A 21,977-nucleotide genomic window follows, 5' to 3' on the forward strand; every position below is an offset into this window, starting at 1 on the left:
CTCCCAGCAGACGCCTCTGCGGATACGTCGAGTGGTGTCTGCTGAGGAACCGGTTGTGCTCGGCAGGACGGACCTCGCCTGCCCTCGGAGCCGTGTTCTCAAGGGACCGCAGCAGCCTGCGTGGTGACCGCGGGGTGGGTGCGGCTGAGGGCGAACCCGACACGCGGGCCCCAGCTCCCACGGGCCAGGGACGACGACGAAGGTGAGAGGCGACGAGGTCGTCCATGGCGGGCGCCACCAGGGCGGGGTGGCCGATGGTGCGCCCACTGACCCGGGGTCAGGGCTGGGTCGTCGGCGGGTGCCGCCGGTCGAGCTCCAGCAGGACGTGCTCCATCACCCGCCGCTGGGCGTCGTTGTGGCTGCTGTCCTGGTGCGCCAGGAGCATCCGGGTCCCCTCGCGGCCGAGGTCGGGGACGTCCCCGAGCGTGACGGCCGAGTCGAGCAGCTCCACCATGGCGCGGGCCAGCGGCAGCGTCTCCGTCGGCGGTGCGTCGTCCTCGAGCTCGGCGAACGCCCGGAGGAGCGTCGCGTGGTGCTCGGCCGAGACCGACAGCCTCTCCAGGGCGGTGACGAGCCACGGCATGGCCGCGTCACCGCTGAAGTGCTTCATCAGCGCCAGCTGCTCCCGCTCGTGGACGCCGCTGGCGCCCCACGCCTGCTCGAGGAGCCGCAGCAGGGGGACGTGCGGGACCAGGGCGGTGGGGAGGTCGGGGGTCGCACCGCCGTCGCGGAGGGCGGCGATGGTCCGGCGCCGGGCGGTGAGCCGCTCGATCTCGGCCGCCGTCTGCTGGTCGATGCCGTCGAGCAGCTCGGTGGTGGCCCCGGCGTCGTCCAGCACCCGACGGACCTCCGCGAGCGGCACCCCGAGGTCGGTGAAGCTGACGATGCGCAGCACCGTCGCCAGGTGGCGGACCGTGTAGCGGCGGTAGCCGTTGGCGGAGCGCTCGGGCTCCTCCAGCAGCCCGATCTGGTGGTAGTGCCGGAGGGTGCGCACCGTCACCCCGGCGAGCTCGGCGAGCTCGTTGCTGTGCATCTCAGGAGGTCCGCTCACGCTCCAGATCATGCAGGGCGTGGGTGGCGACGACCACCAGGAGCGCGACGACCGAGGTGGTCCGCAGGAGGACCAGCGGCGGGGAGACGGCGGCGACCCCGCTGTCGAGGCGGGACGAGAGGTGCGACCCGCGGTGCGCGGTGGTGGTGGGCTTCACACGCCGAGTGCACACCCCGACGTCGCGTCGGGGTCAAGCCGACGGCGACCGCGTCCGTCGGGGCCGAGGGGCTGTGGGTTGATGACGGTCAGCCACCGCTGTGGGGCACGGATGGCGCACCGCAGGGACGGCCCGGCCCGTCAGTCCCCACTGGCCGACGAGACCAACCACCGGGGAACGGGCCGGTGCGGACGATGAGTTCCCGCGGGTGCCCGGGTCACCACGGCAGGACCGGCGCCAGCAGGACGTCGGCCGCACCCGGAGGAGGACTCATGGCCGAGCTCATCTACTCGATGCTCGTCTCGCTGGACGGCTACGCCGCGGCGGCGGAGGGCGACCTCGGTCGCGGGGCCGAGGACGAGGAGGTGCACACGTTCATCGGCGACCTCTTCCGCCCGGTCCGCACCTACCTGTACGGCCGGCGGATGTACGAGACGATGCTGTTCTGGGAGACCGCGCACACGCTCCCCGACGCCCCACCGCACATCCTCGAGTTCGCCCGTGACTGGCAGGCCGCCGAGAAGGTGGTGTACTCCACCACGCTGGAGTCGGTCTCCAGCGCCCGGACCCGGATCGAGCGGAGCTTCGACCCCGATGCGGTGCGCCGGCTCAAGGCGGGGTCCGAGACCGACCTCACGATCGACGGCCCGACCCTGGCGGCCCAGGCGGTCAGGGCCGGCCTGGTCGACGAGTACCAGCTGTTCACCACCTCGACCGCGGTCGGCGGCGGCCTGCGGTTCTTCCCCGACGGCGTGCGTCTCGAGCTGGACCTGGTCGAGACACGTGCTTTCGACACCGGACTGGTCTACACGCGCTACCGGACCCGCTGACCCGGTCGCGGTCGTCGGCCGCCACCGGGTCGGGGTGCTGTGAGGACACCGAGCGTTCACGTGCCAGCCCGGCGGGGTGGGTACATGATGGGGAGCAACCCACCTCTGGAGGACCCATGACGACCGCTCCCGTGCAGCTCCAACGGGCCAGCTGGCCCCAGCGCGCCGACACCGGTGCCCCGGCCCTGGCCGAGGGTGACCTGGACCGCATCCACCGCTGGTGGCGCGCCGCGAACTACCTCTCGGTCGGGCAGATCTACCTGCTGGACAACCCGCTGCTGCGCACCCCGCTGAGCCGTGACCACGTCAAGCCGCGTCTGCTCGGTCACTGGGGCACCACGCCGGGGCTCAACTTCCTCTACGCCCACCTCAACCGGGCGATCAGCGAGCGGCGCCAGCCCACCGTGTTCGTCACCGGCCCCGGGCACGGCGGACCGGGTCTGGTGGCCTCCACCTACCTCGAGGGCACCTACTCCCGGGTCTATCCCGAGATCAGCCGGGACGAGGAGGGTCTGCAGCGCCTGTTCAAGCAGTTCTCCTTCCCCGGGGGGATCCCCTCCCACGTCGCCCCGGAGACCCCCGGCTCGATCCACGAGGGCGGCGAGCTCGGGTACGCCCTCTCCCACGCCTACGGTGCGGTCTTCGACGACCCGGACCTGCTCGCCTTCACCGTCATCGGGGACGGCGAGGCCGAGACCGGCCCGCTGGCGACGTCCTGGCACTCGAACAAGTTCCTCAACCCGGTCACCGACGGGGTGGTGCTGCCGGTGCTGCACCTCAACGGCTACAAGATCGCCAACCCCACCGTGCTGGCCCGCATCCCGGAGGAGGAGCTCCAGGAGCTGATGCGCGGCTACGGCCACACCCCGCACCTGTTCACCGCCGGCTTCGACGACGAGACCCCGGAGTCCTACCACCGCCGCTTCGCCGAGCTGCTGGACACCGTGCTGGACGAGATCGCCGTCGCCCGGGCCGCCGCCGCCGAGCAGGGGGCCGAGCACGCCGAGCGTCCCCGCTGGCCGATGATCGTCTTCCGCACCCCCAAGGGCTGGACGGGGCCGAAGACCATCGACGGCAAGAAGACCGAGGGCAGCTGGCGCTCCCACCAGGTGCCGCTAGCCAGCGCCCGCGACACCGAGGAGCACCTGCGGGACCTGGACGACTGGCTGCGGTCCTACCGTCCGGAGGAGCTCTTCGACGAGCAGGGACGCCTCGACGCCGACATCGCCTCGCTGGCCCCGCCGCCGGAGCTGGCGATGGGGGCGCTGCCGCAGGCCAACGGCGGCTCGCGCCGGATCGACCTCCGGCTGCCGGACTTCCGCCAGCACGGGGTGGACGTCCAGGTGCCGGGGGCGGCGGTGGTCGAGCCGACCCGTGTCCTGGGCGCCTGGCTGCGTGAGGTGATGCGGGTCAACCCCGGCAACTTCCGCATCTTCGGCCCCGACGAGACCGCCTCGAACCGGCTGCAGGACGTCTACGACGTCACCGACAAGCAGTGGATGGCCGGTTACGAGGGCGGCGACCTGGACGCGTTCATGGGCCGGGCCGGCCAGGTGATGGAGATGCTCAGCGAGCACCAGTGCCAGGGCTGGCTGGAGGGCTACCTGCTCACCGGCCGGCACGGGCTGATGTCGTCCTACGAGGCCTTCATCCACATCGTCGACTCCATGGTCAACCAGCACGCCAAGTGGCTGAAGGTCACCAACCACATCGAGTGGCGCAGCCCCGTCGCGTCGCTCAACTACCTGCTCAGCTCCCACGTCTGGCGCCAGGACCACAACGGCTTCTCCCACCAGGACCCGGGCTTCATCGACCACGTGGTGAACAAGAAGGCCGACATCATCCGGGTCTACCTGCCGCCGGACGCCAACACGCTGCTCAGCACCTTCGACCACGTGCTGCGGAGCAAGCAGTACATCAACGTGGTCGTCGCCGGGAAGCAGCCCAACCCGACGTGGCTGACCATGGAGGAGGCCGTCCGGCACTGCACCCGCGGTCTGGGCATCTGGGACTGGGCGGGCACCGAGCAGCCCGGCACGGAGCCCGACGTGGTGCTGGCCTGCGCCGGTGACATCCCCACCGTGGAGGTGCTGGCCGCCGCCGACCTGCTCCGCCAGCACCTGCCGGAGCTCAAGGTGCGGGTGGTCAACGTCGTGGACCTGATGCGGCTGCAGCCCGAGGGCGAGCACCCTCACGGGCTGAGCGACCGCGACTACGACACCATTTTCACCACCAGCCGCCCGGTGGTCTTCGCCTACCACGGCTACCCGTGGCTGATCCACCGGCTGGCCTACCGCCGCACCGGTCACGCGAACCTGCACGTGCGCGGGTTCAAGGAGGAGGGCACCACCACGACGCCCTTCGACATGCTGATGATGAACGACCTGGACCGCTTCCACCTGGTGATGGACGTCATCGACCGCGTCCCCGGCCTGGCCAGCCGCTACGCCAGCGTCCGCCAGCAGATGCAGGACATGCGCCTGGAGGCCCGGATGTACGCCCGTGAGCACGGCGAGGACCTGCCGCTGGTGCGGGACTGGGTGTGGCCGCAGGCGGCGGAGGTGGACGCCCCGCCGGCGGGGATGCAGAACTCCGGGACCGGAGGCGACAACGAGTAGCCGCCTCGGCGACGGTCCGACGCGGGTGGTGGCACCCACCCACCCCCCGGCCCACCCGCTGGTCCTGACGACTCCGCCCGGCTCCCTCGACACCGAGGGGGCCGGGCGTCGTCGCGCCGGGAGCAGCGTCCTCAACCAGATGGTTGACAAGCAGGGGAGCACGGTCCTACGTTGTATTCAACCCAATGGTTGAAAAGGAACAGCACGTGACCGATCAGCTCTCCCGCGTCTTCTCGGCCCTCGCCGACCCGACACGTCGCGACATCGTCGCCCGTCTCGCGGTCGGGGACGCGACCGTCGGGGCGCTCGCCGAGCCGTACGACGTCAGCGTCCAGGCCGTCTCCAAGCACCTCAAGGTGCTCGAGGACGCCGGCCTGGTGACCCGCAGCAAGGACGCCCAACGGCGTCCGGTCCACCTGGAGGCAGAGGTGTTCGACCTGATGACCAGGTGGATCGAGCGCTACCGCCGGCAGGCCGAGGAGCGGTTCAGCCGCCTCGACGCCGTGCTGGCCGAGATCGCCCCCGACACCGCAGTCCAGCACCCACGAGAGGGAACCGCATCATGACCACCACCGAGCACACCAGCACCGCGCAGCGCCACGACCGGGCGGCCATCGAGGCCGACTCCACGGTGCCTGCCATCCACCTGTGGCGGGACTTCCGGGCGACCCCGGCCCAGCTCTTCCGCGCCCACACCGACCCCGAGCTCTTCGTCCGCTGGATCGGACCGGACGAGCTCGAGAACGAGATCGTGGAGTGGGAGGCCCGCGACGGCGGCGCCTGGCGCTACACCTCCCGGCACGCCGACTTCGAGGGCCGTTTCCGCGGCTGCTTCCACACCGTCCGCGAGGACCGGATCGTGCAGACCTTCACCTGGGAGGGGATGCCGGACGCCGTCTCGCTGGAGACCCTGACCTTCGAGGACCTCGGTGACGGGCGCACCCGGCTGCACGCGGTGTCCCTCTGCGACTCCTTCGAGGCGCGCGACCAGTGGCTGGCCAGCGGCATGGAGGTGGGCGTCCACGAGGGCTACGCCAAGCTCGACCGGCTGCTCGCCGAGGAGGAGCGGTGAGCGCGGTCGCCGGCGCACCGACCCCGGCCGTGGTCGCCGTCGGTGCGCGCGGGGCCTGGTCGGTGGTCAGGACGGGCCTGCTGGGGGTGCTGGCCGCCGCCGCCGCCACGATGACCGTCGCCGCGCTGGGACGTGCCGGCGGGATCAGCACGGACGTCGGGGGCGTGCCGATCCCGGTCTACTGGTTCGGGGTGCTGACCGTCCTCTTCGGGCTGGTCGGCGTCGTCCTCGCGGTGGCCCTGCGCCGCTGGGCGCGGCGTCCCCGGCGGACGTTCCTGGTCGTGACGCTGGCCCTGACCGCCCTGTCGCTGGTCCCCGACCTCCTCGCCGACACCGGTGCCAGCACCCGGGCGCTGCTGATGACGACCCACCTGGCGGCGGCGGCGCTCGTGGTGCCGACCCTGGCCCGCAGGCTCCCCACCGGGCGCGGCGGACGCTGATCCCGGCGGGGAGTGCCCGCGTTCTCCGTCGTCCCCGCCGGAGCTGCACGGTGGTCGCGGGCGCCCGGTGTGACGGAGCGCACAGCAGGTACTACAATGTGTAGGACGCCCCACCTCATCCCCCGAGAGGTGGGGCGTCCCGCCGTCGTTCCCAGTGGGCGACGGACGAGCGGTCCAGCTGACTCGGACCGGCGGGTCCCGTGCACCACCCCATCCCCCGATGGGGGTGCTGCACGGTGACCCTCTGGTCCGCGTCGGGCCCGCTCCCCGCCACCGTCTCCCCCGAGCTGATGTGGTCGGCGGCCCGACGAGTGGAACTCTGCACCACCGGGATCAGCGTCGGCCCTGATCCACGTCGGGATCACCTCAGGACCTGCTCAGCCTTGCGGTCGCGGCCCGCACGAGCTGCCCGCCGCCTCGACCGTCGGCGTTCTGCACGACCGTGGGGACGTGCTGACCTAGGAGCCCGCGCTCTCCTGCTCGCGGGCCAGCCGCGCCCTCAGCTCGTGGGCGTAGTCGAGATGGCGCTGCAGCCGGGCGGTGCTGTCCTCGACCTGGGTGGCGAGGTCCTGCAGGACGGCACGTGCCTCCTGCGCGGCCCGGGGGTCGACCTCAGGGGAACGGAGGGTGTCGAGGGCGTCGAGGAGGGCCTTCATGGCCTCGAGGGTGAACCCGAGGGGTTTCATCCGGCGGATGGTGCGCAGGCGCTCGACGTCGTCGCTGGTGTACAGGCGGAACCCGCCGGCGCTCCGGGCGGAGGGCTCGACCAGACCGGCCTTCTCCCAGTGGCGCAGGGTCTGGATGGACACCTCGGTGAGCTCGGCGACCACCCCGATCTGCATGTGTTCCTCGGAGCCCATCTCCTGGTCCTTCCTGCGGTGTGAGTGACGGTCGTCGTCGGGGGTGTCGTTCGGGTCAGTGCCCTGCGCCGAGCTTGCCGGAGAGCCGGCCGTGCCAGGCGGTGCTGGCCTCGTTGAGCCCGATGATGCGGGCGTTCTTGCCGCGCTGGGCGTACTTGGTCTCGATCGCGTCCAGCGCGGCGACGGTGGAGGCGTCGAAGATCTGCGCCTCGGAGAGGTCGATGACCACGTCGTGGGGGTCCCCTGCGTAGTCGAACTGGTAGACGAGGTCGTTGCTGGAGGCGAAGAACAGCACACCCTTCACGGCGTACACGCGCGTGTCGGGGTCGGGGGTCGCGACGTCGACGACCTCGGTGAAGTGGGCCACCCGGTTGGCGAAGAACAGGACGGCGACGATGATGCCGCTGATGACGCCGTAGGCCAGGTTGTGGGTGGCGACGGTGACCACCACGGTGACGACCATGATCGCGGTCGCGCTCAGGGGCATGTTCCGCAGGGTGCGCGGGTCGACGCTGTGCCAGTCCAGCGTGCCGACCGACACCATGATCATGACCGCGACGAGGGCCGCCATCGGGATGATGGCCACGATGTCGCCCAGGACGACGACCAGGACCAGGAGGAACACCCCGGCCAGGAAGGTCGAGATGCGGGTGCGGGCCCCGGAGACCTTCACGTTGATCATCGTCTGCCCGATCATCGCGCAGCCACCCATGCCGCCGAAGAACCCGGTGACGATGTTGGCCACACCCTGACCCCAGCCCTCACGGGTCTTGTTGGAGTGGGTGTCGGTGACGTCGTCGACCAGCTTCGCGGTCAGCAGGGACTCCAGCAGGCCCACCAGGGCCACGGCGAAGGCGTAGGGGGCGATGATCTGCAGGGTGTCGAGGGTGAGGGGCACGTCGGGGAGGAAGAGGGTGGGCAGGCTGTCGGGCAGCGCGCCCTGGTCACCGACGGTCGGCACCTGGACGCCGAGGGCCACCGCGGCGACGGTCAGCACCACGATGGCCACCAGCGGTGCGGGCACCACCCGGGTGAGCCTCGGGAAGAACACCATGATCGCGATCCCGATGGCGACCATCGGGTAGACCGCCCAGGGCACGCCGAGCAGGTAGGGGACCTGGGAGGTGAAGATCAGGATGGCCAGCGCGTTGACGAAGCCCACCATCACGCTGCGGGGGATGAACCGCATCAGCTTGGCCACCCCCAGGACGCTCAGCACCACCTGCATCAGCCCGGCCAGGAGCACCGTGGCGATGAGGTAGTCCATCCCGTGCTCCCGCACCAGGGGTGCGATGACCAGCGCCACGGCGCCGGTGGCCGCGGAGATCATCGCCCGCCGCCCACCCACGATCGAGATGGTGACGGCCATCGTGAAGGAGGCGAACAACCCGACCCGCGGGTCGACGCCGGCGATGATCGAGAACGAGATCGCCTCGGGGATCAGGGCCAGCGCGACGACCAGGCCGGCCAGGACCTCCGTCCGCAGCCGTCGCGGCGAGCGCAGGGCGGCACGCACCGAGTGCGACTCGGCATCCAGCTCAGGGGGCAGGGTGGGCGCAGGGGCAGTCATCAGTTTCCGTCCACGGAGATCGGTGTCCTACGAGCAGCACGACGCGCGAGGGCAGACGACGCGACACCGCGTCCCCTCGTGGGCGCCGGGGGAGCGGCCGGCACCGGTACGGACCCTAACGCAAGAGTAGAGTCCGGGCGACCGCTCGCGTCGGCGGCTGACGGGGAAGGTCGCCGCTCACCGTCACCCCGGACCCGCCTCGGGGGCGCCCTCGCCGGCGGTCTCCCACAATCGGGGGTAGCGGCGGCGCAGGGCCCTGGCCGCGTGCTCGTCGCTCACGAGCAGGAAGTCCTGGCCGTCGCTGCGGGTGAGGATCTCGCGGTCCCGTCCGGCGGGCACCACCTCGTGGGCGTGCCCGGGGACCGCCAGCGCGCGGGTGAAGGGCAACGGCGACACGACGACCGGGCAGTGGTACTCGCGCTCCATCCGGTCCGCGGCCACCTCGAACTGCAGCACGCCGACCGCGCCCAGGACCGGGTTCTGCGGTCCGCGGGCGGTGGAGTGCATCAGCTGGATGGTGCCCTCGGCGTCGAGCAGCTCCAGGCCCCGGTGGAACTGCTTGTGCCGCGAGCTGTCCACGGGGCCCACCGACACGAAGGAGGTGGGGTCGAACCGGGGCATCCCCGGGTACACCGCGCGGCTCGACACCGCCCGGATGGTGTCCCCGGGCTGCAGCTGCCCGCCGTGCACCAGGCCGAAGACGTCCCCCGGCCAGGCCTCGAGCAGGGCCTCGCGCCGCTGACCGAAGACGCTCTGGGCGTACTTGGCCGTGAGGGTGCGCCCGGTCCGCGGGTGCTGCAGCGTCATGGCGGTGTCGAACCGGCCCGAGCAGGTGCGGACGTAGGCGAAGCGGTCCCGGTGGGCGGAGTTCATCCCCGACTGGACCTTGAACACGTAGCCGGTGAAGGGGGCGTCGAGGGCGACGGGCGTCCCACCGACGTCTCGTCGGGGCTGTGGGGGCGGGACCAGGTCGCGGAGGACCTCCAGCAGGGTGCGGATGCCGATCCCCAGGCTGGCGGCACCGAACAGCACCGGCGTGGAGGCGTGGCCCACGAACAGCTCCTGGTCGTGCACCTGGCCGTTGGCCCGCAGCAGGGCGACCTCCTCCAGGCAGCTGGTCCACCCGGCGCCCCAGGACCGTTCGGCGTCCGGGTGCGAGACGGGGGTGTGGACCGCCCGCTCCCCGGCGTGCTGCGGTCGGGTCACCGCGAGGGGGGCGCCGGTGGTGACGTCCAGCAGGCCGTGCAGCTCGCCGGCCACGCCGACCGGCCACAGCAGCGGCGTCGGGACGAGACCCGTGGTCGCCTCGACCTCCTCGAGCAGGGCGAGCGCGTCGAGACCCGGGCGGTCCCACTTGTTGACGAAGGTGACGACCGGCAGCCCTCGTGCCGCGCAGGCGGTGAACAGCTGGCGGGTCTGCGCCTCCACCCCCTTCGCGGCGTCGATGAGCATGATGACCGCGTCGACGGCCGACAGCACCCGGAAGGTGTCCTCGGAGAAGTCGGCGTGGCCGGGGGTGTCGACCACGGTCACCAGGACGTCGTCGATGCGGCACTGCACGGCCGCGGAGGAGATGGAGATGCCGCGGCTCTGCTCCATCTCCATCCAGTCGCTCACCGTCGCCGGACGGCCGCGCTTGCCGTGGGTGGCGCCAGCCTCGTGGATCCGCTGGGCCTCCAGCAGCAGCGCCTCGGTCAGCGTGGACTTCCCGGCGTCGGGGTGGGAGATGATCGCCACCGTCCGTCGCCTCGCCGCGTGCTCGGACGGCGCGGCGTCGACGACCACCTGGTCGCTGGGGGCGGGCGCTGCCAGGTCCGGGGTGCTCACCGCGCCCGCCGCCAGTGGTGGTCCCTCACTCCTCGACGACCACGGGGACGATGACCGGGCTGCGGTTCCACCGACGCTGGAGCCAGCGGGCGGCGGTCCTCGCGAGGGTCGCCTCAGCGGCCTGCGGGTCGAAGTCCCTGCGCTGCGCGGCGCTCCGGAGGTCCTCCTGCAGCGCGGGGATCATCGCCCTGAGGTCCGAGCGGTCGTGGGTGAGCCCGTGGGCGATGAAGTCGGGGTCCTCCGACATCTCCCCGGTGGACATGTTCATGATGGCCACGATCGTGATGGTCCCCTCCCCGGACAGGGCCCGGCGTTCCTCCAGGGTCGTCTCGGTGGCGCGGCCGACGGTGCCGCCCTCGACGTAGACGTAGGCCGCGGGCACGGAGCCCACGATCTTGGCCCGCCCGCGGACCAGGTCGACGACCATCCCGTCCTCGCCGACGAGCACCCGGTCCTCCGGCACGCCGGTCCGGGTGGCCAGCACCCCGTTGGCGTGCAGGTGGCGCCACTCGCCGTGCACCGGCATCACGTGGCGGGGCTGGACGATGTTGTAGCAGTAGACGAGCTCGCCGGCGCTGGCGTGACCGGAGACGTGGACCTTGGCGTTGCCCGAGTGCACGACGTTGGCGCCCAGCCGGGCGAGACCGTTGATCAGGCCGTAGACCGCGGACTCGTTGCCGGGGATGAGGGAGCTGGCCAGCAGGACGGTGTCCCCGTCGCCGACCCTGATCTTGTGCTCCTCCTTGGCCATCCGGGCCAGGGCCGCCATCGGCTCGCCCTGGGAACCGGTGCAGATGAGCGTGATGCGGTTGTCGGGGAGCCGGGCCAGCTGCTTCAGGTCCACGATGAGGCCCTCGGGGACCTCGAGGTAGCCGAGGTCCTGGGCGATGCCCATGTTCCTGACCATGGAGCGTCCCACCAGCGCCACCTTGCGCCCGGAGCTGTGGGCGGCGTTCAGCACCTGCTGGATGCGGTGCACGTGGCTGGCGAAGCTGGACACGATGATCCGCTTCGGCGAGGTGCGGAAGACGGTCTCGATGGCCGGGGTGAGCTCGTGCTCGGCGGTGGTGAACCCGGGCACCGTGGCGTTGGTGGAGTCGGTCAGGAAGAGGTCGACACCCTCCACGCCCAACCGCGAGAAGGCGCGCAGGTCGGTGATCCGGCGGTCCAGCGGGAACTGGTCCATCTTGAAGTCACCGGTGTGCAGCAGCAGCCCGGCCGAGGTGCGGACGGCGATGGCCAGGCCGTCGGGGATGGAGTGGTTGACCGCGACGAACTCGAGGTCGAAGACGCCCACATCGCGACGCTCACCGGCCACGACCTCGACCAGCGTCGGGCTCAGGCGGTGCTCCTGCATCTTGGCCGCGAGGAAGGCCAGCGTCAGCCGCGACCCGATCACCGGGATGTCGGGACGCTCGCGCAGCAGGTAGGGGACGGCCCCGATGTGGTCCTCGTGCCCGTGGGTGAGGACGATGGCCTTGATGCGGTCGAGCCGTTCCCGGATCCAGGTGAAGTCCGGCAGGATCACGTCGACCCCCGGCTGGTGGTTCTCGGGGAACAGGACGCCGCAGTCGATGACCAGCAGCTCGCCGCGGTGCTCGAGGACGGTCATGTTGCGGCCGATCTCGCCCAGGCCCCCGAGCGCGACGACCCGGAGGCCGTCCTGGGGGAGCTTGGGGGGCCGGTTGTGGGTGGTGGAGCGTGTCAAGTGGTGTTCCTCCGGTCGTGGACCGCGTCGCGGTCAGCAGTGCTGGTCAGGGCGCGGGGTCGGGTGGTCGTGGTGCTGCTGCAACGGCGTCGCCTCATCGGCGGACGTGGCGGCCAGCTGGTGCATGTGCTCCTGGGGTGGGTCAGATGGGGCTCCGGCGTGCGGGTTCCTGCGTCCGCGCGGCGGTTGCGTCCGAGGAGGACACCGCGCTGTCGCGCTGCTCCCCGGTCGAGGACGCCTCGTCGAGCACGTCTCCCCCTGGTTGCAGGGTAGAGGATGGATGGTCGCACCAGCGTCCGACGCCGGTCCGATCCACCTCCGTCGGCCTGCCAGGTCCCCGGCCGGACCCCCGTCCCGGCGTGCGGCAGCCCGCCGTCGGGGTCGTCAGTGCCCGGCGCCGAGCTTGCCGGAGAGGCGGCCGTGCCAGGCGGTGCTGGCGTCGTTGAGCCCGATGATGCGGGCGTTCTTGCCGCGCTGGGCGTACTTGGTCTCGATGGCGTCGAAGGCGGCGACGGTGGAGGCGTCGTAGATCTGGGCCTCGGAGAGGTCGATGACCACGTCGTGGGGGTCCCCTGCGTAGTCGAACTGGTAGACGAGGTCGTTGCTGGAGGCGAAGAACAGCACGCCCTTGACGGCGTACACGCGGGTGTCGGGGTCGGGGGAGGCGACGTCGACGACCTGGGTGAAGTGGGCCACCCGGTTGGCGAAGAACAGGACGGCGACGATGATGCCGCTGATGACGCCGTAGGCCAGGTTGTGGGTGGCGACGGTGACCACCACGGTGACGACCATGATCGCGGTCGCGCTGAGGGGCATGTTCCGCAGGGTGCGGGGGTCGACGCTGTGCCAGTCGAGGGTCGCCACGGAGACCATGATCATCACCGCGACCAGGGCGGCCATCGGGATGATGGCCACGACGTCGCCCAGGGCCAGCACCAGCACGAGCAGGAACACCCCGGCCAGGAAGGTCGAGATGCGGGTGCGGGCCCCGGAGACCTTCACGTTGATCATGGTCTGGCCGATCATGGCGCAGCCGCCCATGCCGCCGAAGAAGCTGGTGACGATGTTGGCCACGCCCTGGCCCCAGCCCTCGCGGGTCTTGTTGGAGTGGGTGTCGGTGACGTCGTCGACGAGCTTGGCGGTCAGCAGGGACTCCAGCAGCCCGACCAGGGCCATCGCGAAGGCGTAGGGGGCGATGATCCGGAGCGTGTCGAGGGTGAGGGGTACGTCGGGGAGGAAGAGGGTGGGCAGGCTGTCGGGCAGTGCGCCCTGGTCACCGACCGTCGGCACCTGGATGCCCATGACCACGGCCGCGGTGGTGATGACCACGATGGCCACCAGTGGCGCCGGCACGGCCCGGGTCAACCTCGGGAAGAAGACCATGATGAGGACGCCGATCGCGACCATCGGGTAGACCGCCCACGGCACCCCGAGCAGGTAGGGGACCTGGGAGGTGAAGATCAGGATGGCCAGCGCGTTGACGAAGCCCACCATCACGCTGCGGGGGATGAACCGCATCAGCTTGGCCACCCCCAGCACGCTGAGCACCACCTGCATCAACCCGGCGAGCAGCACGGTGGCGATGAAGTAGTCCAGGCCGTACTCCCGGGCGACGGGGGCGATCACCAGGGCGATGGCGCCGGTGGCCGCGGAGATCATCGCCGGCCGTCCGCCCACGACGGAGATGGTGACGGCCATCGTGAAGGAGGCGAACAACCCGACCCGCGGGTCGACGCCGGCGATGATCGAGAAGGCGACGGCCTCCGGGATCAGGGCCAGTGCGACGACCAGGCCGGCCAGGACCTCCGTGCGCAGCCGTCGGGGGGATCGCAGGGCGGCACGCACCGAGTGCGACTCGGCGTCGTGCTCAGCGGGCAGGGTGGGAGCCGGTGTGGTCATGGGTGTCCGTTCACGGGGTGGGTGGTTCTCAGGAGCACGACCCGCACGCTGCGGAATGGCGCGACCCTGCGCTCGCCGTGGGTGCTCGGGAGAGGACCGTCCGCACCGATCTCTACTCTAGCCCATGAATAGAGTCTGAGGCGATCGACCCGCCCCGTGGTCACCCCGTGCGGCGGTCGGGGCGCACCGGTGCGCGCATCATCAGCCCGGCGACGCCCACCGCGACCGGCACCACGGCCAGGACGAGGGAGGGGGCGGCGAAGCCGCCGGCCCAGTCCCGGCCCAGGGAGAGCAGCAGCGGGCCCAGTGCGGTGGAGGCGAGCCCGATGGAGGTGGCGACCCCGCGGATGGTGCCGATGTGGCGGACGCCGTAGTAGGCCACGTAGGTGGCCGCCTCCATGCCGCGCAGCGCCCCTCCCGCGACGCCCAGCACCAGCCCGTAGCTGATCGCCGAGATCCCCGGGGTGACCAGCCCGACCAGGGCCAGGGCCACGGCCAGGCTGCCCATCGACACCGCCACGAACCACCGCGGGGACACCCGGTCCACCAGCGCCCCGGTGGCCAGGGTGGCCAGCAGCCCGGTGACCGTCTGCGGGAGGAAGTTGGCCGAGGCCTCCAGCGGGGACAGCCCGCGCTCGCCCAGCAGGGCGATCTGGTGGAACGCCAGCGCCGTGCTGAGCATCCCCGAGGTGGCCAGGCTCGCCGCGATGACCCAGAACGCGCTGGTCCGCACGGCCAGCGCCAGCGTCCACACCGGCTCGGCCGGGGATCGGGGAGCGGCACCGGGACGGGGACCGGCCGCAGCCTCGGACCGGTTCGAGGGCCGCTGGCCGTGACGCAGCGCCAGGGTGAGGACGCCGGTGGCCAGCAGCCCCACCGACACGACGGCGAAAGCCTCCCAGCGCCAGGCCGGCCCCATCCCGACCGCGGTGACCAGCCGCTCCAGACCCACGGGGGCCAGCGAGATGCCCGCCGAGCCCAGGGCGCCGGTGACCCCCAGCGCCAGTCCCCGGCGGTGGGTGACGGCCCGGGCCACGGCCGTGGTGGCGGCGAGGCCGAGCGCGCCCTGGCCGAGCATCCGCACCCCGACGTAGCCCAGCGTCAGCCCGGCCACGGACCCCACCACGCTCAGCCCCACCAGGACGGCCGCGAAGGCCACCACGATCACCGCCAGGGTGCGTGGCGCACCGAACCGGTCGAGCCCGCGACCGATGAAGGGCTGGGCCGCGGCGCCGACGAGGGTCCCCACCAGGTAGCTGGCCGACAGGGCGGTGCGGGTCGTGTCCAGCTGCACCAGCAGCGGGTCGGTGAACACCGACAGCCCCGCGGTCTGGCCCGGCGCGGTCACCACCGACAGCACCCCACCGGAACCGACCAGGAGCAGCCACGTGAGCCAGCCCGGGAGGCGCCGGTGGGTGCGGGACGTGGGCACGGGTGTGCAGCCTCTCGGACGTGGTCCGGGACCGGCCCGGGAGGAGTGGGGCGCGGTGGCCTCCACCGGGTCGGGCTCGGCAGGGTGGGTGGGAGTGGGGCGGACGCCGCCCTCCCGCTCGGCGGGGCGCTCCGACCACTCAACCCTAACGCAAGGGTAGAGACGGTCCGGGGTCCGACGGCCGTTGTTGAGACCGCCCCCGACGGCCCGACCCGCGAGCTCGGGCTCCGGCGGCGGTGGGTGCTCGCCGGGGCGCCCCGCGGAGCGGTTGGGAGTGGTCCGTCGGTTTGTCACAATGTCCCCGGGCAGCAGCGCTGCCCGTCCCACCCGATCTGAGCCGGAAGAGATCCTGCCGTGGCCGCTCCGCGCACCGACGCCCGGCTCCGACGTCTCCTCCCCGGCCACACCGTCCGCCGGTTCCTGCGCCGCTCCTGGTCCGCTGCCCTGGTCGGGGTCCTGGCCGTGGCCCTGGTGGTGGGTGCCGCCGTCGCCCGCGGCTACCCGGCGGCGGACCTGCGGCTCAACGACGGCTCGGTCTGGGTGGTCAACCAGACCCTGCGGCTGGCGGGGAAGCTGAACAAGCAGATCGACGAGCTCGAGACGTCGACGCAGATGATCAACCGCGACTTCGACCTCTGGCAGGACGAGGGCACCATCCTCACCCGGGACAACGTCACCTCCCAGCTGGCCCAGGTCGAGCCCACCAGCTCGGCCCTGGGCACCCCGGTGGCGCTGCCGGCCGGTGCGGTGGTCTCGGTGAACGAGGCCAGGGTGGCCGTGGTCGACCCGCCCAGCGGACGGGCCTGGAGCCGTCCGGTGGCCGACGTCTTCGGCCTCGACTTCGTCAAGGCCAAGGCCGACCTCGACCTCGGTCCCGGGGGCACCGCCGTGGTCACCACCGACGGCGACACGATCGGGCTGTCGGCGGTCCGCGGCGAGCTGGTCAGGGTCCCCGCCGAGGGGCTGGCCGAGGGCGAGGAGCCGGAGCTGGTGCCGCTGCCGGCCCCGCTGGCGCAGCCCCTCGACGTCGAGCTGACCGCCGTGGCCGACCGGGCCGTGGTGCTGGACCGGACCGCCGGCACGGTCTGGGTGGAGGGCTCGGACCCGGTGGCCGTCCCCGCTGTGGCCGGAGCCCGGCTGCAGGCCGCCTCGGCGGCGGGCACCCGCACCAGCGAGGACGCGGTGGACGTGGTGCTGGCCACCGCCGAGGGGCTGCAGGGGGTGGCCGACGACCGGCTGGTGCCGCTGGCCCCCGGTGCGGCCGGGACCCCGGTCCAGCCGGTGGTCGTGGCGGGCTGCGCCTACGGCGCCTTCACCTCCGGCGAGCGCGCCCGGGTCGGCTACGCCTGCGACCGCACCGCGCCGGTGGTGACCGACGTGGCCGAGTGGGCCGGCGGGGAGCTGTCCTGGCGGGTCAACCGCGAGGTGGTGGTGCTCAACGACGAGCTGGACGGCAACATCTGGCTGCCCACCGAGAACATGCAGCTGATCAAGGGCTGGGAGAAGGTCACCCCGCCCGAGCCCGACGAGGGCGATGAGTCCGAGAACGAGGACGTCGTCGAGAAGGTCAGCCCCGAGCGCACCGGGCCCAACCGCAAGCCCACCGCGATCGACGACGCCCTCGCCGTCCGCGCCGGCCGCTCCACCCTGATCCCCATCATCGAGAACGACTCCGACCCCGACGGGGACATCCTCACCGTCCAGGGTCCGCCCGAGGTCTCCGGCGGGGCCGGCCTGCAGCTGGTGCGCGGCGGGACGGCCGTGCAGGTGACCGTCCCCGAGGACGCGCCGTCGCGGCTCGCCTTCAGCTACACCGTCAGCGACGGACGCGGCGGCAAGGACAGCGCCCGCGTCTCCCTGGACGTCCGCAGCGCCGAGCAGGAGGAGTCCAACGAGGCACCGGTGGCCAAGGCCGACGTCGAGCCGCTGACCGTCACCCTGGGCGGGGAGGCCAGCCGGCGCGTGCTGCTGGACTGGCGCGACCCCGAGGGTGACGACCTGATCCTGGTCGACGCGAAGGCCCCCGGCGACGACGAGGTCACCTTCACCGCCGACGGCCAGCTCACCTTCCTCGACGTCGGCAAGGACGAGGGTCGCAAGGAGGTCGAGATCACCGTCTCCGACGGGCTGGACGAGGCCACCGGCACCCTCCTGGTCGACGCCCGCGACAGCGGCGACGTCCCCCCGCAGGCCAACGGCGACTACGTCTCGGTGGCTGCGGGGGAGGTGCTGCTGGTCGAGCCGATGGCCAACGACACCGGCGAGGACATCAGCCTGGCCACGGTGGAGACCCAGATCGAGGGCGCCCGGATCGCGGTGGACTACCCCAAGGGCACCTTCACCTTCCGCTCCGACGCGCCCGGGACCTACTACGTCGGCTACATCGTCACCAACCGCAAGACCAGCTTCGGGGTCGTCCGGGTCGACGTGCTGGAGCCCGGCGGGGGCTCACCGCCGGTGGCCACCCGCGACGTCGCGCTGCTGCCCGCCGGCGGCTCGGTGCTGGTGGACCCGCTGGCCAACGACGAGGACGCCGACGACGACGTGCTGGTGATCCAGTCGGTCGGGCAGCACCCCGCGCTGCGCACCAAGCTGATCAACCGCCAGATGCTGGAGGTGACCGCGGTCACCACGCCGGACCAGTCGATCTCGGTGCCCTACACCGTCAGCGACGGCGACCACTCGGTGGAGGGGACGCTGGTGGTGGTCCCCACCGAGGCGCCGCCGTCCAGCCGCCCGGTGGCCACGCCGGACACCCTGACCGTCCGCGCCGGTGACGTGGGCAGCGTCCGCGCGCTCGGCAACGACACCTCCCCGGCCGGCCTCGAGCTGACCATCGACCCCGAGCTGCCCGAGGTCAGCGGCGGCCAGGCCTGGGTCTCCGGCGAGCACGTCCGCTTCGCCGCCCCGACCGTGGCCGGTGAGTACCGGGTGGTCTACGAGATCGAGGACTCCGCCGGGCAGACCGCCTCGGCCAGCATCCGCATCGACGTGATCGCCGACGAGGTGGAGAACACCCCGCCGGAGCCGGAGGTGGTCACCGGGCGCGTCCTGGCCGGCGCGACCGGGCGGCTGCTGATCCCGCTGGACGACATCGACCCCGAGGGCGACTCGGTCCGGCTGCTGGGCGTGGACTCCGGCCCGACGAAGGGGCGTCTGGTCGCCGTCGACGAGTCCTGGCTGGAGTACGAGGCCTACCCCGAGGCCACCGGCACCGACAGCTTCAGCTACGCCGTCACCGACGCCCGCGGCGCCCGCGCCGTCGGCGAGATCCGGGTCGGTGTGGTGCCCCGCAGCGCCCGCAACACCCCGCCGCTGCCGATCCAGGACGAGGTGACCGCCAAGCCCGGTGACACCGTCCGGGTGGCCGTCCTGGCCAACGACTCCGACCCCGACGGGGACGCGTTCGGGTTCGCGGAGGACCCGCTGCGCTTCGACACCGAGGCCTCGGTGGTCGACGACACGGTCCAGTTCGTGGCCCCGGAGCAGCCGGGCACCACCGCCGGGCAGTACACGGTCGCCGACACCCGCGGTGCGGAGGGCGTCGGGGACGTGGTGATCACCGTCGACGGTGACGCCCCGGACATGGTCCCGGTGGTCCGCGACGACATCGTCTCCCCGGCCGACGTGGTCACCGAGGAGGAGATCGACGTCCCGGTGCTGCGCAACGACTTCGACCCCGACGGGCCGACCAGCCAGCTGACCGTCTCCGTCGCCGAGGACGAGTCGGTGCCGGAGGAGGAGCGCGCGGTCGTCGCCGGGCAGAACGTCCAGGTGCACATCGGCGCGCAGATGCGGCGGATCCGCTACCAGGTCACCGACGGCGACGGTCAGGTCGCCTCGGCCGTCATCACGGTGCCCGGCCGGGCGGACGCCGTCCCGGCGCTGCGGGCCGACGTGACCGCCCAGGAGGTGGTGGCCGGCGAGCCGCTGGCCCTGGACATCAACGACTTCGTGCTCGGCACCCAGGGACGCCAGGTGCAGCTCACCTCCGAGGAGCGGATCTGGGCCTCCAACGGCGTCCCCGCCGCCCTGGACGAGGGCAGCGTGCAGTTCACCGCACCGGTGGAGCACGAGGGGCCGGCGGCGATCATCTTCGAGGTCACCGACGGCGAGGACAGCACCGACCCCGACGGCCGGACGGCCGTGCTCACGGTCCCGATCACGGTGCTGGCCGCCCCCGAGCCGGTCGCCCCCGACACCCCGGAGGAGGAGGAGCCGGAGGAGGTCAACGCCGACCCCGAGGTGGTGCCGGTGACCCTCAACGTCGGCGCCGGTGAGGACGTCGAGACCATCGACCTGGCCCGCTCGGCCACCGACCCCGACGGCGACCCGCTGCAGTTCGGCGACCTGGCCGGGGACCGTCCTGAGGGGTTGACGCTGGAGCAGTCCGGCGCGCGGGTCAGCGCCACCGCCGCGCTGGACGTCGCGTCGGGGACCACCGCCCGGTTCACGGTCGCGGTGACCGACGGCCAGGGCGGGGAGGCGACGCTGGAGCTCGACGTCGTCGTCCAGGCCTCCTCCGAGCCGCCGCCCAAGGCCGTCGACGACGCCGTCCCGGACGCCGTCCAGGGTGAGACCAGCCAGGTGCCGGTGCTGGACAACGACGCCAACCCGTTCCCGGACGAGCCGCTGACGGTGGTGAGCGCGACCATCGAGTCGGGCTCCGGGACGGTCGAGATCTCCGGTGGCCAGGTCGCGGTGACCCCGGCGGAGAGCTTCGTGGGGTCGATGGTGGTGCGGTACGTGGTGGAGGACGCCACCCGCAGCACCGAGCGGCGCAGCGAGGCCCGGATCCGGCTCACCGTGCGCGGCGTCCCCGGCAAGCCCGGTGTCCCGCGGATCGACGAGGTCGGCGACCGCCAGGCCCGGATCACCTTCACCGCACCCGCGGACAACGGGGAGTCGATCAGCGGCTACACCGTGACCGGCACCGGGCAGGACGGGCAGTCGGTGGAGCAGGGCTGCCCCTCGACCACCTGCACCATCACCGGGCTGACCAACGACGTCCGCTACACCCTCAGCGTGGTGGCCACGAACTCGATCGGGGACTCCGAGCCGTCGGGGACGTCCGCCGAGATCCGCCCCGACGTGCGCCCCGGCAAGCCCGGCACGCCGCAGGTGAAGTTCGGCGACGAGCAGCTGGCCCTGACCTGGACCGCCGCCCCCACGAAGGGGTCGGCGGTGCAGAGCTACACCGTCGAGCTGACCGGTCCGAGCGGTCGCCAGCAGCGCGAGGTCGCCGGCGGGCAGACCAGCTACACCTGGACGGGGCTGCAGAACGGCTCCTCCTACCGGTTCCGGGTGCAGGCCAGCAACAAGGCCCCCGAGCCCTCGGACTGGTCGGGTCAGTCCAAGGCCGAGGTGCCCGCCGGGAAGCCGGCGCCGGCCCAGGCCGTCAGCGCCCAGGACGCAGGCGGCAACCTCGGCAAGAAGATCCGGGTCAGCTGGCAGCCCTCGGCGGACCCCAACGGCGACGCGGTGTCGGCCTACACCGTCTACGCCAACGGCTCGACCGTCGCCTCGGTCGGTGGCGGGGTCACCAGCACCGACGTGGACCTCAGCAACGGCACCGAGTACACCTTCACCGTCAGCGCCACCAACAAGGCCGGTGAGGGCCGGCAGAGCGCGGCGTCGCCGGCGATCACCCCCTACGGCGCGCCGGACGCACCGGCCACGCCCCAGCTGAGCGAGGGCGACCAGGCGGTCGGTCTGAGCTGGCAGCCGGGCGGCTCCAACGGTGCCGCGGTGGATTCCAACCAGGTGCGCTTCAACAACGGCGGCAGCGGTGCCCTGAGCGGGAACCCCCAGAACTTCGAGGCCCAGAACGGCACCGCCTACACGGCCCAGGTGCGCTCCTGCTCGCAGGGCAAGTGCTCGGACTGGTCGGCCGACAGCAACACCGCCACGCCCTACGGCGTGCCCACCGTCAACGTGAGCGCCAGCGCGAAGGGTGACCGGGCAGGGCAGGTCGCCTGGGACACCGGCGCCAACGGGGACCCGGCGAACCTGGCGGTCGACGTGCGGGTCGAGGGGGGCAGCCGCTCGAAGCAGACGTCCGGGTCGCAGAACCTGAGCGGCCTGCAGTACGAGACGCGGTACACGATCACCGTGACCGCGACCAACCGTCGCGGGACGACCGAGAAGTCGGCCAGCTTCCGGACCAACGACCGCCCGCCTCCTCCCAGCCTGACGGTCTTCTCCGGTGAGCACTCACCGCAGTGCGAGAACACCGGAGACGACCCGAACGGGCCCTGCAAGTGGATCGGGGCACAGCTGAACAACTTCGAGCCAGGCTCGACGGTCACCTGCATCCCGACCGAGAGCGGGGCCTTCGAGCCGCGCGACGTGCGCATCAGCAGCGACGGCTCCTACCGGTTCCCGGGAACGGCACCGTTCGGCAGTGACAACAACCTCGGGTTCTGGGGTTACTCGACCAAACCTGCCGTCAAGTGCGGCAACACCACCGGTGGCGGCAGCGGTCCCTGGCCGTGATCGATCCGCCGACGCCCA

The 21,977-nt window shown here is 72.2% G+C and carries 14 protein-coding genes; 6 read left to right on the forward strand and 8 right to left on the reverse strand.

The annotated features are described in order from the left end of the window. Positions 1–277: 277 nt before the first annotated feature. Positions 278–1,051 carry a MerR family transcriptional regulator gene (locus BLT52_RS21180; protein WP_197679213.1) on the reverse strand — a complete coding sequence of 258 codons (774 nt, stop codon included), beginning with the start codon at positions 1,049–1,051 and terminating at the stop codon, positions 278–280. Next, on the reverse strand, positions 1,035–1,208 hold the full coding sequence (locus BLT52_RS20745; RefSeq protein ID WP_157676998.1) for a hypothetical protein: 174 nt from the start codon (positions 1,206–1,208) through the stop codon (positions 1,035–1,037). The genes BLT52_RS21180 and BLT52_RS20745 overlap by 17 nt, the downstream gene beginning before the upstream one ends. Positions 1,209–1,480: 272 nt before the next feature. Between BLT52_RS20745 and BLT52_RS05995 the strand changes: the two genes are divergently transcribed. From BLT52_RS05995 to BLT52_RS06015, 5 genes are all read left to right on the forward strand, one after another. After that, positions 1,481–2,038 (forward strand): dihydrofolate reductase family protein, encoded by a 558-nt coding sequence (locus tag BLT52_RS05995; RefSeq protein ID WP_090591552.1) that lies wholly within the window; start codon positions 1,481–1,483, stop codon positions 2,036–2,038. A gap of 116 nt (positions 2,039–2,154) precedes the next feature. After that, entirely contained in the window at positions 2,155–4,656 is a 2,502-nt protein-coding gene (locus BLT52_RS06000; protein WP_090591553.1) for a phosphoketolase family protein, read from the forward strand. Between the two features lie 206 nt (positions 4,657–4,862). Further along, positions 4,863–5,222, forward strand: a complete 360-nt coding sequence (locus BLT52_RS06005) for an ArsR/SmtB family transcription factor (protein ID WP_090591555.1) — start codon at positions 4,863–4,865, stop codon at positions 5,220–5,222. After that, entirely contained in the window at positions 5,219–5,728 is a 510-nt protein-coding gene (locus BLT52_RS06010; protein ID WP_090591558.1) for an SRPBCC domain-containing protein, read from the forward strand. Before BLT52_RS06005 ends, BLT52_RS06010 begins: the two co-directional genes overlap by 4 nt. Next, the gene (locus BLT52_RS06015) at positions 5,725–6,168 is read left to right on the forward strand and encodes a DUF6069 family protein (RefSeq protein ID WP_197679214.1); all 444 of its coding nucleotides are present in this window, start codon (positions 5,725–5,727) and stop codon (positions 6,166–6,168) included. Before BLT52_RS06010 ends, BLT52_RS06015 begins: the two co-directional genes overlap by 4 nt. Positions 6,169–6,626: 458 nt before the next feature. On the opposite strand, the gene BLT52_RS06020 is transcribed toward BLT52_RS06015, so the two are convergent. The 6 genes from BLT52_RS06020 to BLT52_RS06045 all read right to left on the reverse strand — a co-directional run bounded on the left by BLT52_RS06020 (position 6,627) and on the right by BLT52_RS06045 (position 15,464). Continuing rightward, positions 6,627–7,028 (reverse strand): MerR family transcriptional regulator, encoded by a 402-nt coding sequence (locus BLT52_RS06020; protein ID WP_197679215.1) that lies wholly within the window; start codon positions 7,026–7,028, stop codon positions 6,627–6,629. Between the two features lie 55 nt (positions 7,029–7,083). Further along, entirely contained in the window at positions 7,084–8,598 is a 1,515-nt protein-coding gene (locus BLT52_RS06025) for a SulP family inorganic anion transporter (protein WP_090591559.1), read from the reverse strand. A 183-nt stretch (positions 8,599–8,781) separates the two neighbouring features. Then, the gene (locus BLT52_RS06030; RefSeq protein ID WP_197679216.1) at positions 8,782–10,425 is read right to left on the reverse strand and encodes a peptide chain release factor 3; all 1,644 of its coding nucleotides are present in this window, start codon (positions 10,423–10,425) and stop codon (positions 8,782–8,784) included. A gap of 25 nt (positions 10,426–10,450) precedes the next feature. Continuing rightward, the gene (locus BLT52_RS06035; RefSeq protein WP_231946525.1) at positions 10,451–12,133 is read right to left on the reverse strand and encodes a ribonuclease J; all 1,683 of its coding nucleotides are present in this window, start codon (positions 12,131–12,133) and stop codon (positions 10,451–10,453) included. Positions 12,134–12,517: 384 nt separating this feature from the next. Continuing rightward, positions 12,518–14,032 carry a SulP family inorganic anion transporter gene (locus BLT52_RS06040; RefSeq protein WP_090591562.1) on the reverse strand — a complete coding sequence of 505 codons (1,515 nt, stop codon included), beginning with the start codon at positions 14,030–14,032 and terminating at the stop codon, positions 12,518–12,520. Between the two features lie 160 nt (positions 14,033–14,192). After that, entirely contained in the window at positions 14,193–15,464 is a 1,272-nt protein-coding gene (locus tag BLT52_RS06045) for an MFS transporter (RefSeq protein ID WP_197679217.1), read from the reverse strand. A gap of 354 nt (positions 15,465–15,818) precedes the next feature. On the opposite strand from BLT52_RS06045, the gene BLT52_RS06050 reads away from it, so the two are divergent. Next, positions 15,819–21,959: an Ig-like domain-containing protein gene (locus BLT52_RS06050; protein ID WP_090591563.1), complete on the forward strand. Its 6,141-nt coding sequence runs from the start codon at positions 15,819–15,821 to the stop codon at positions 21,957–21,959. Positions 21,960–21,977: the final 18 nt, after the last annotated feature.

It is taken from the genome of Auraticoccus monumenti, assembly GCF_900101785.1.
In the GTDB taxonomy this organism is placed as follows: domain Bacteria; phylum Actinomycetota; class Actinomycetes; order Propionibacteriales; family Propionibacteriaceae; genus Auraticoccus; species Auraticoccus monumenti.

Excerpts from the sequence above, each read along its gene's own strand:
- BLT52_RS06010 (WP_090591558.1), top strand. The coding sequence starts at position 5,219 with ATGACCACCACCGAGCACACCAGCACCGCGCAGCGCCACGACCGGGCG.
- BLT52_RS05995 (WP_090591552.1), top strand. The coding sequence starts at position 1,481 with ATGGCCGAGCTCATCTACTCGATGCTCGTCTCGCTGGACGGCTACGCC.
- BLT52_RS06040 (WP_090591562.1), bottom strand. The coding sequence starts at position 14,032 with ATGACCACACCGGCTCCCACCCTGCCCGCTGAGCACGACGCCGAGTCG.
- BLT52_RS06000 (WP_090591553.1), top strand. The coding sequence starts at position 2,155 with ATGACGACCGCTCCCGTGCAGCTCCAACGGGCCAGCTGGCCCCAGCGC.
- BLT52_RS06020 (WP_197679215.1), bottom strand. The coding sequence starts at position 7,028 with ATGGGCTCCGAGGAACACATGCAGATCGGGGTGGTCGCCGAGCTCACC.
- BLT52_RS06025 (WP_090591559.1), bottom strand. The coding sequence starts at position 8,598 with ATGACTGCCCCTGCGCCCACCCTGCCCCCTGAGCTGGATGCCGAGTCG.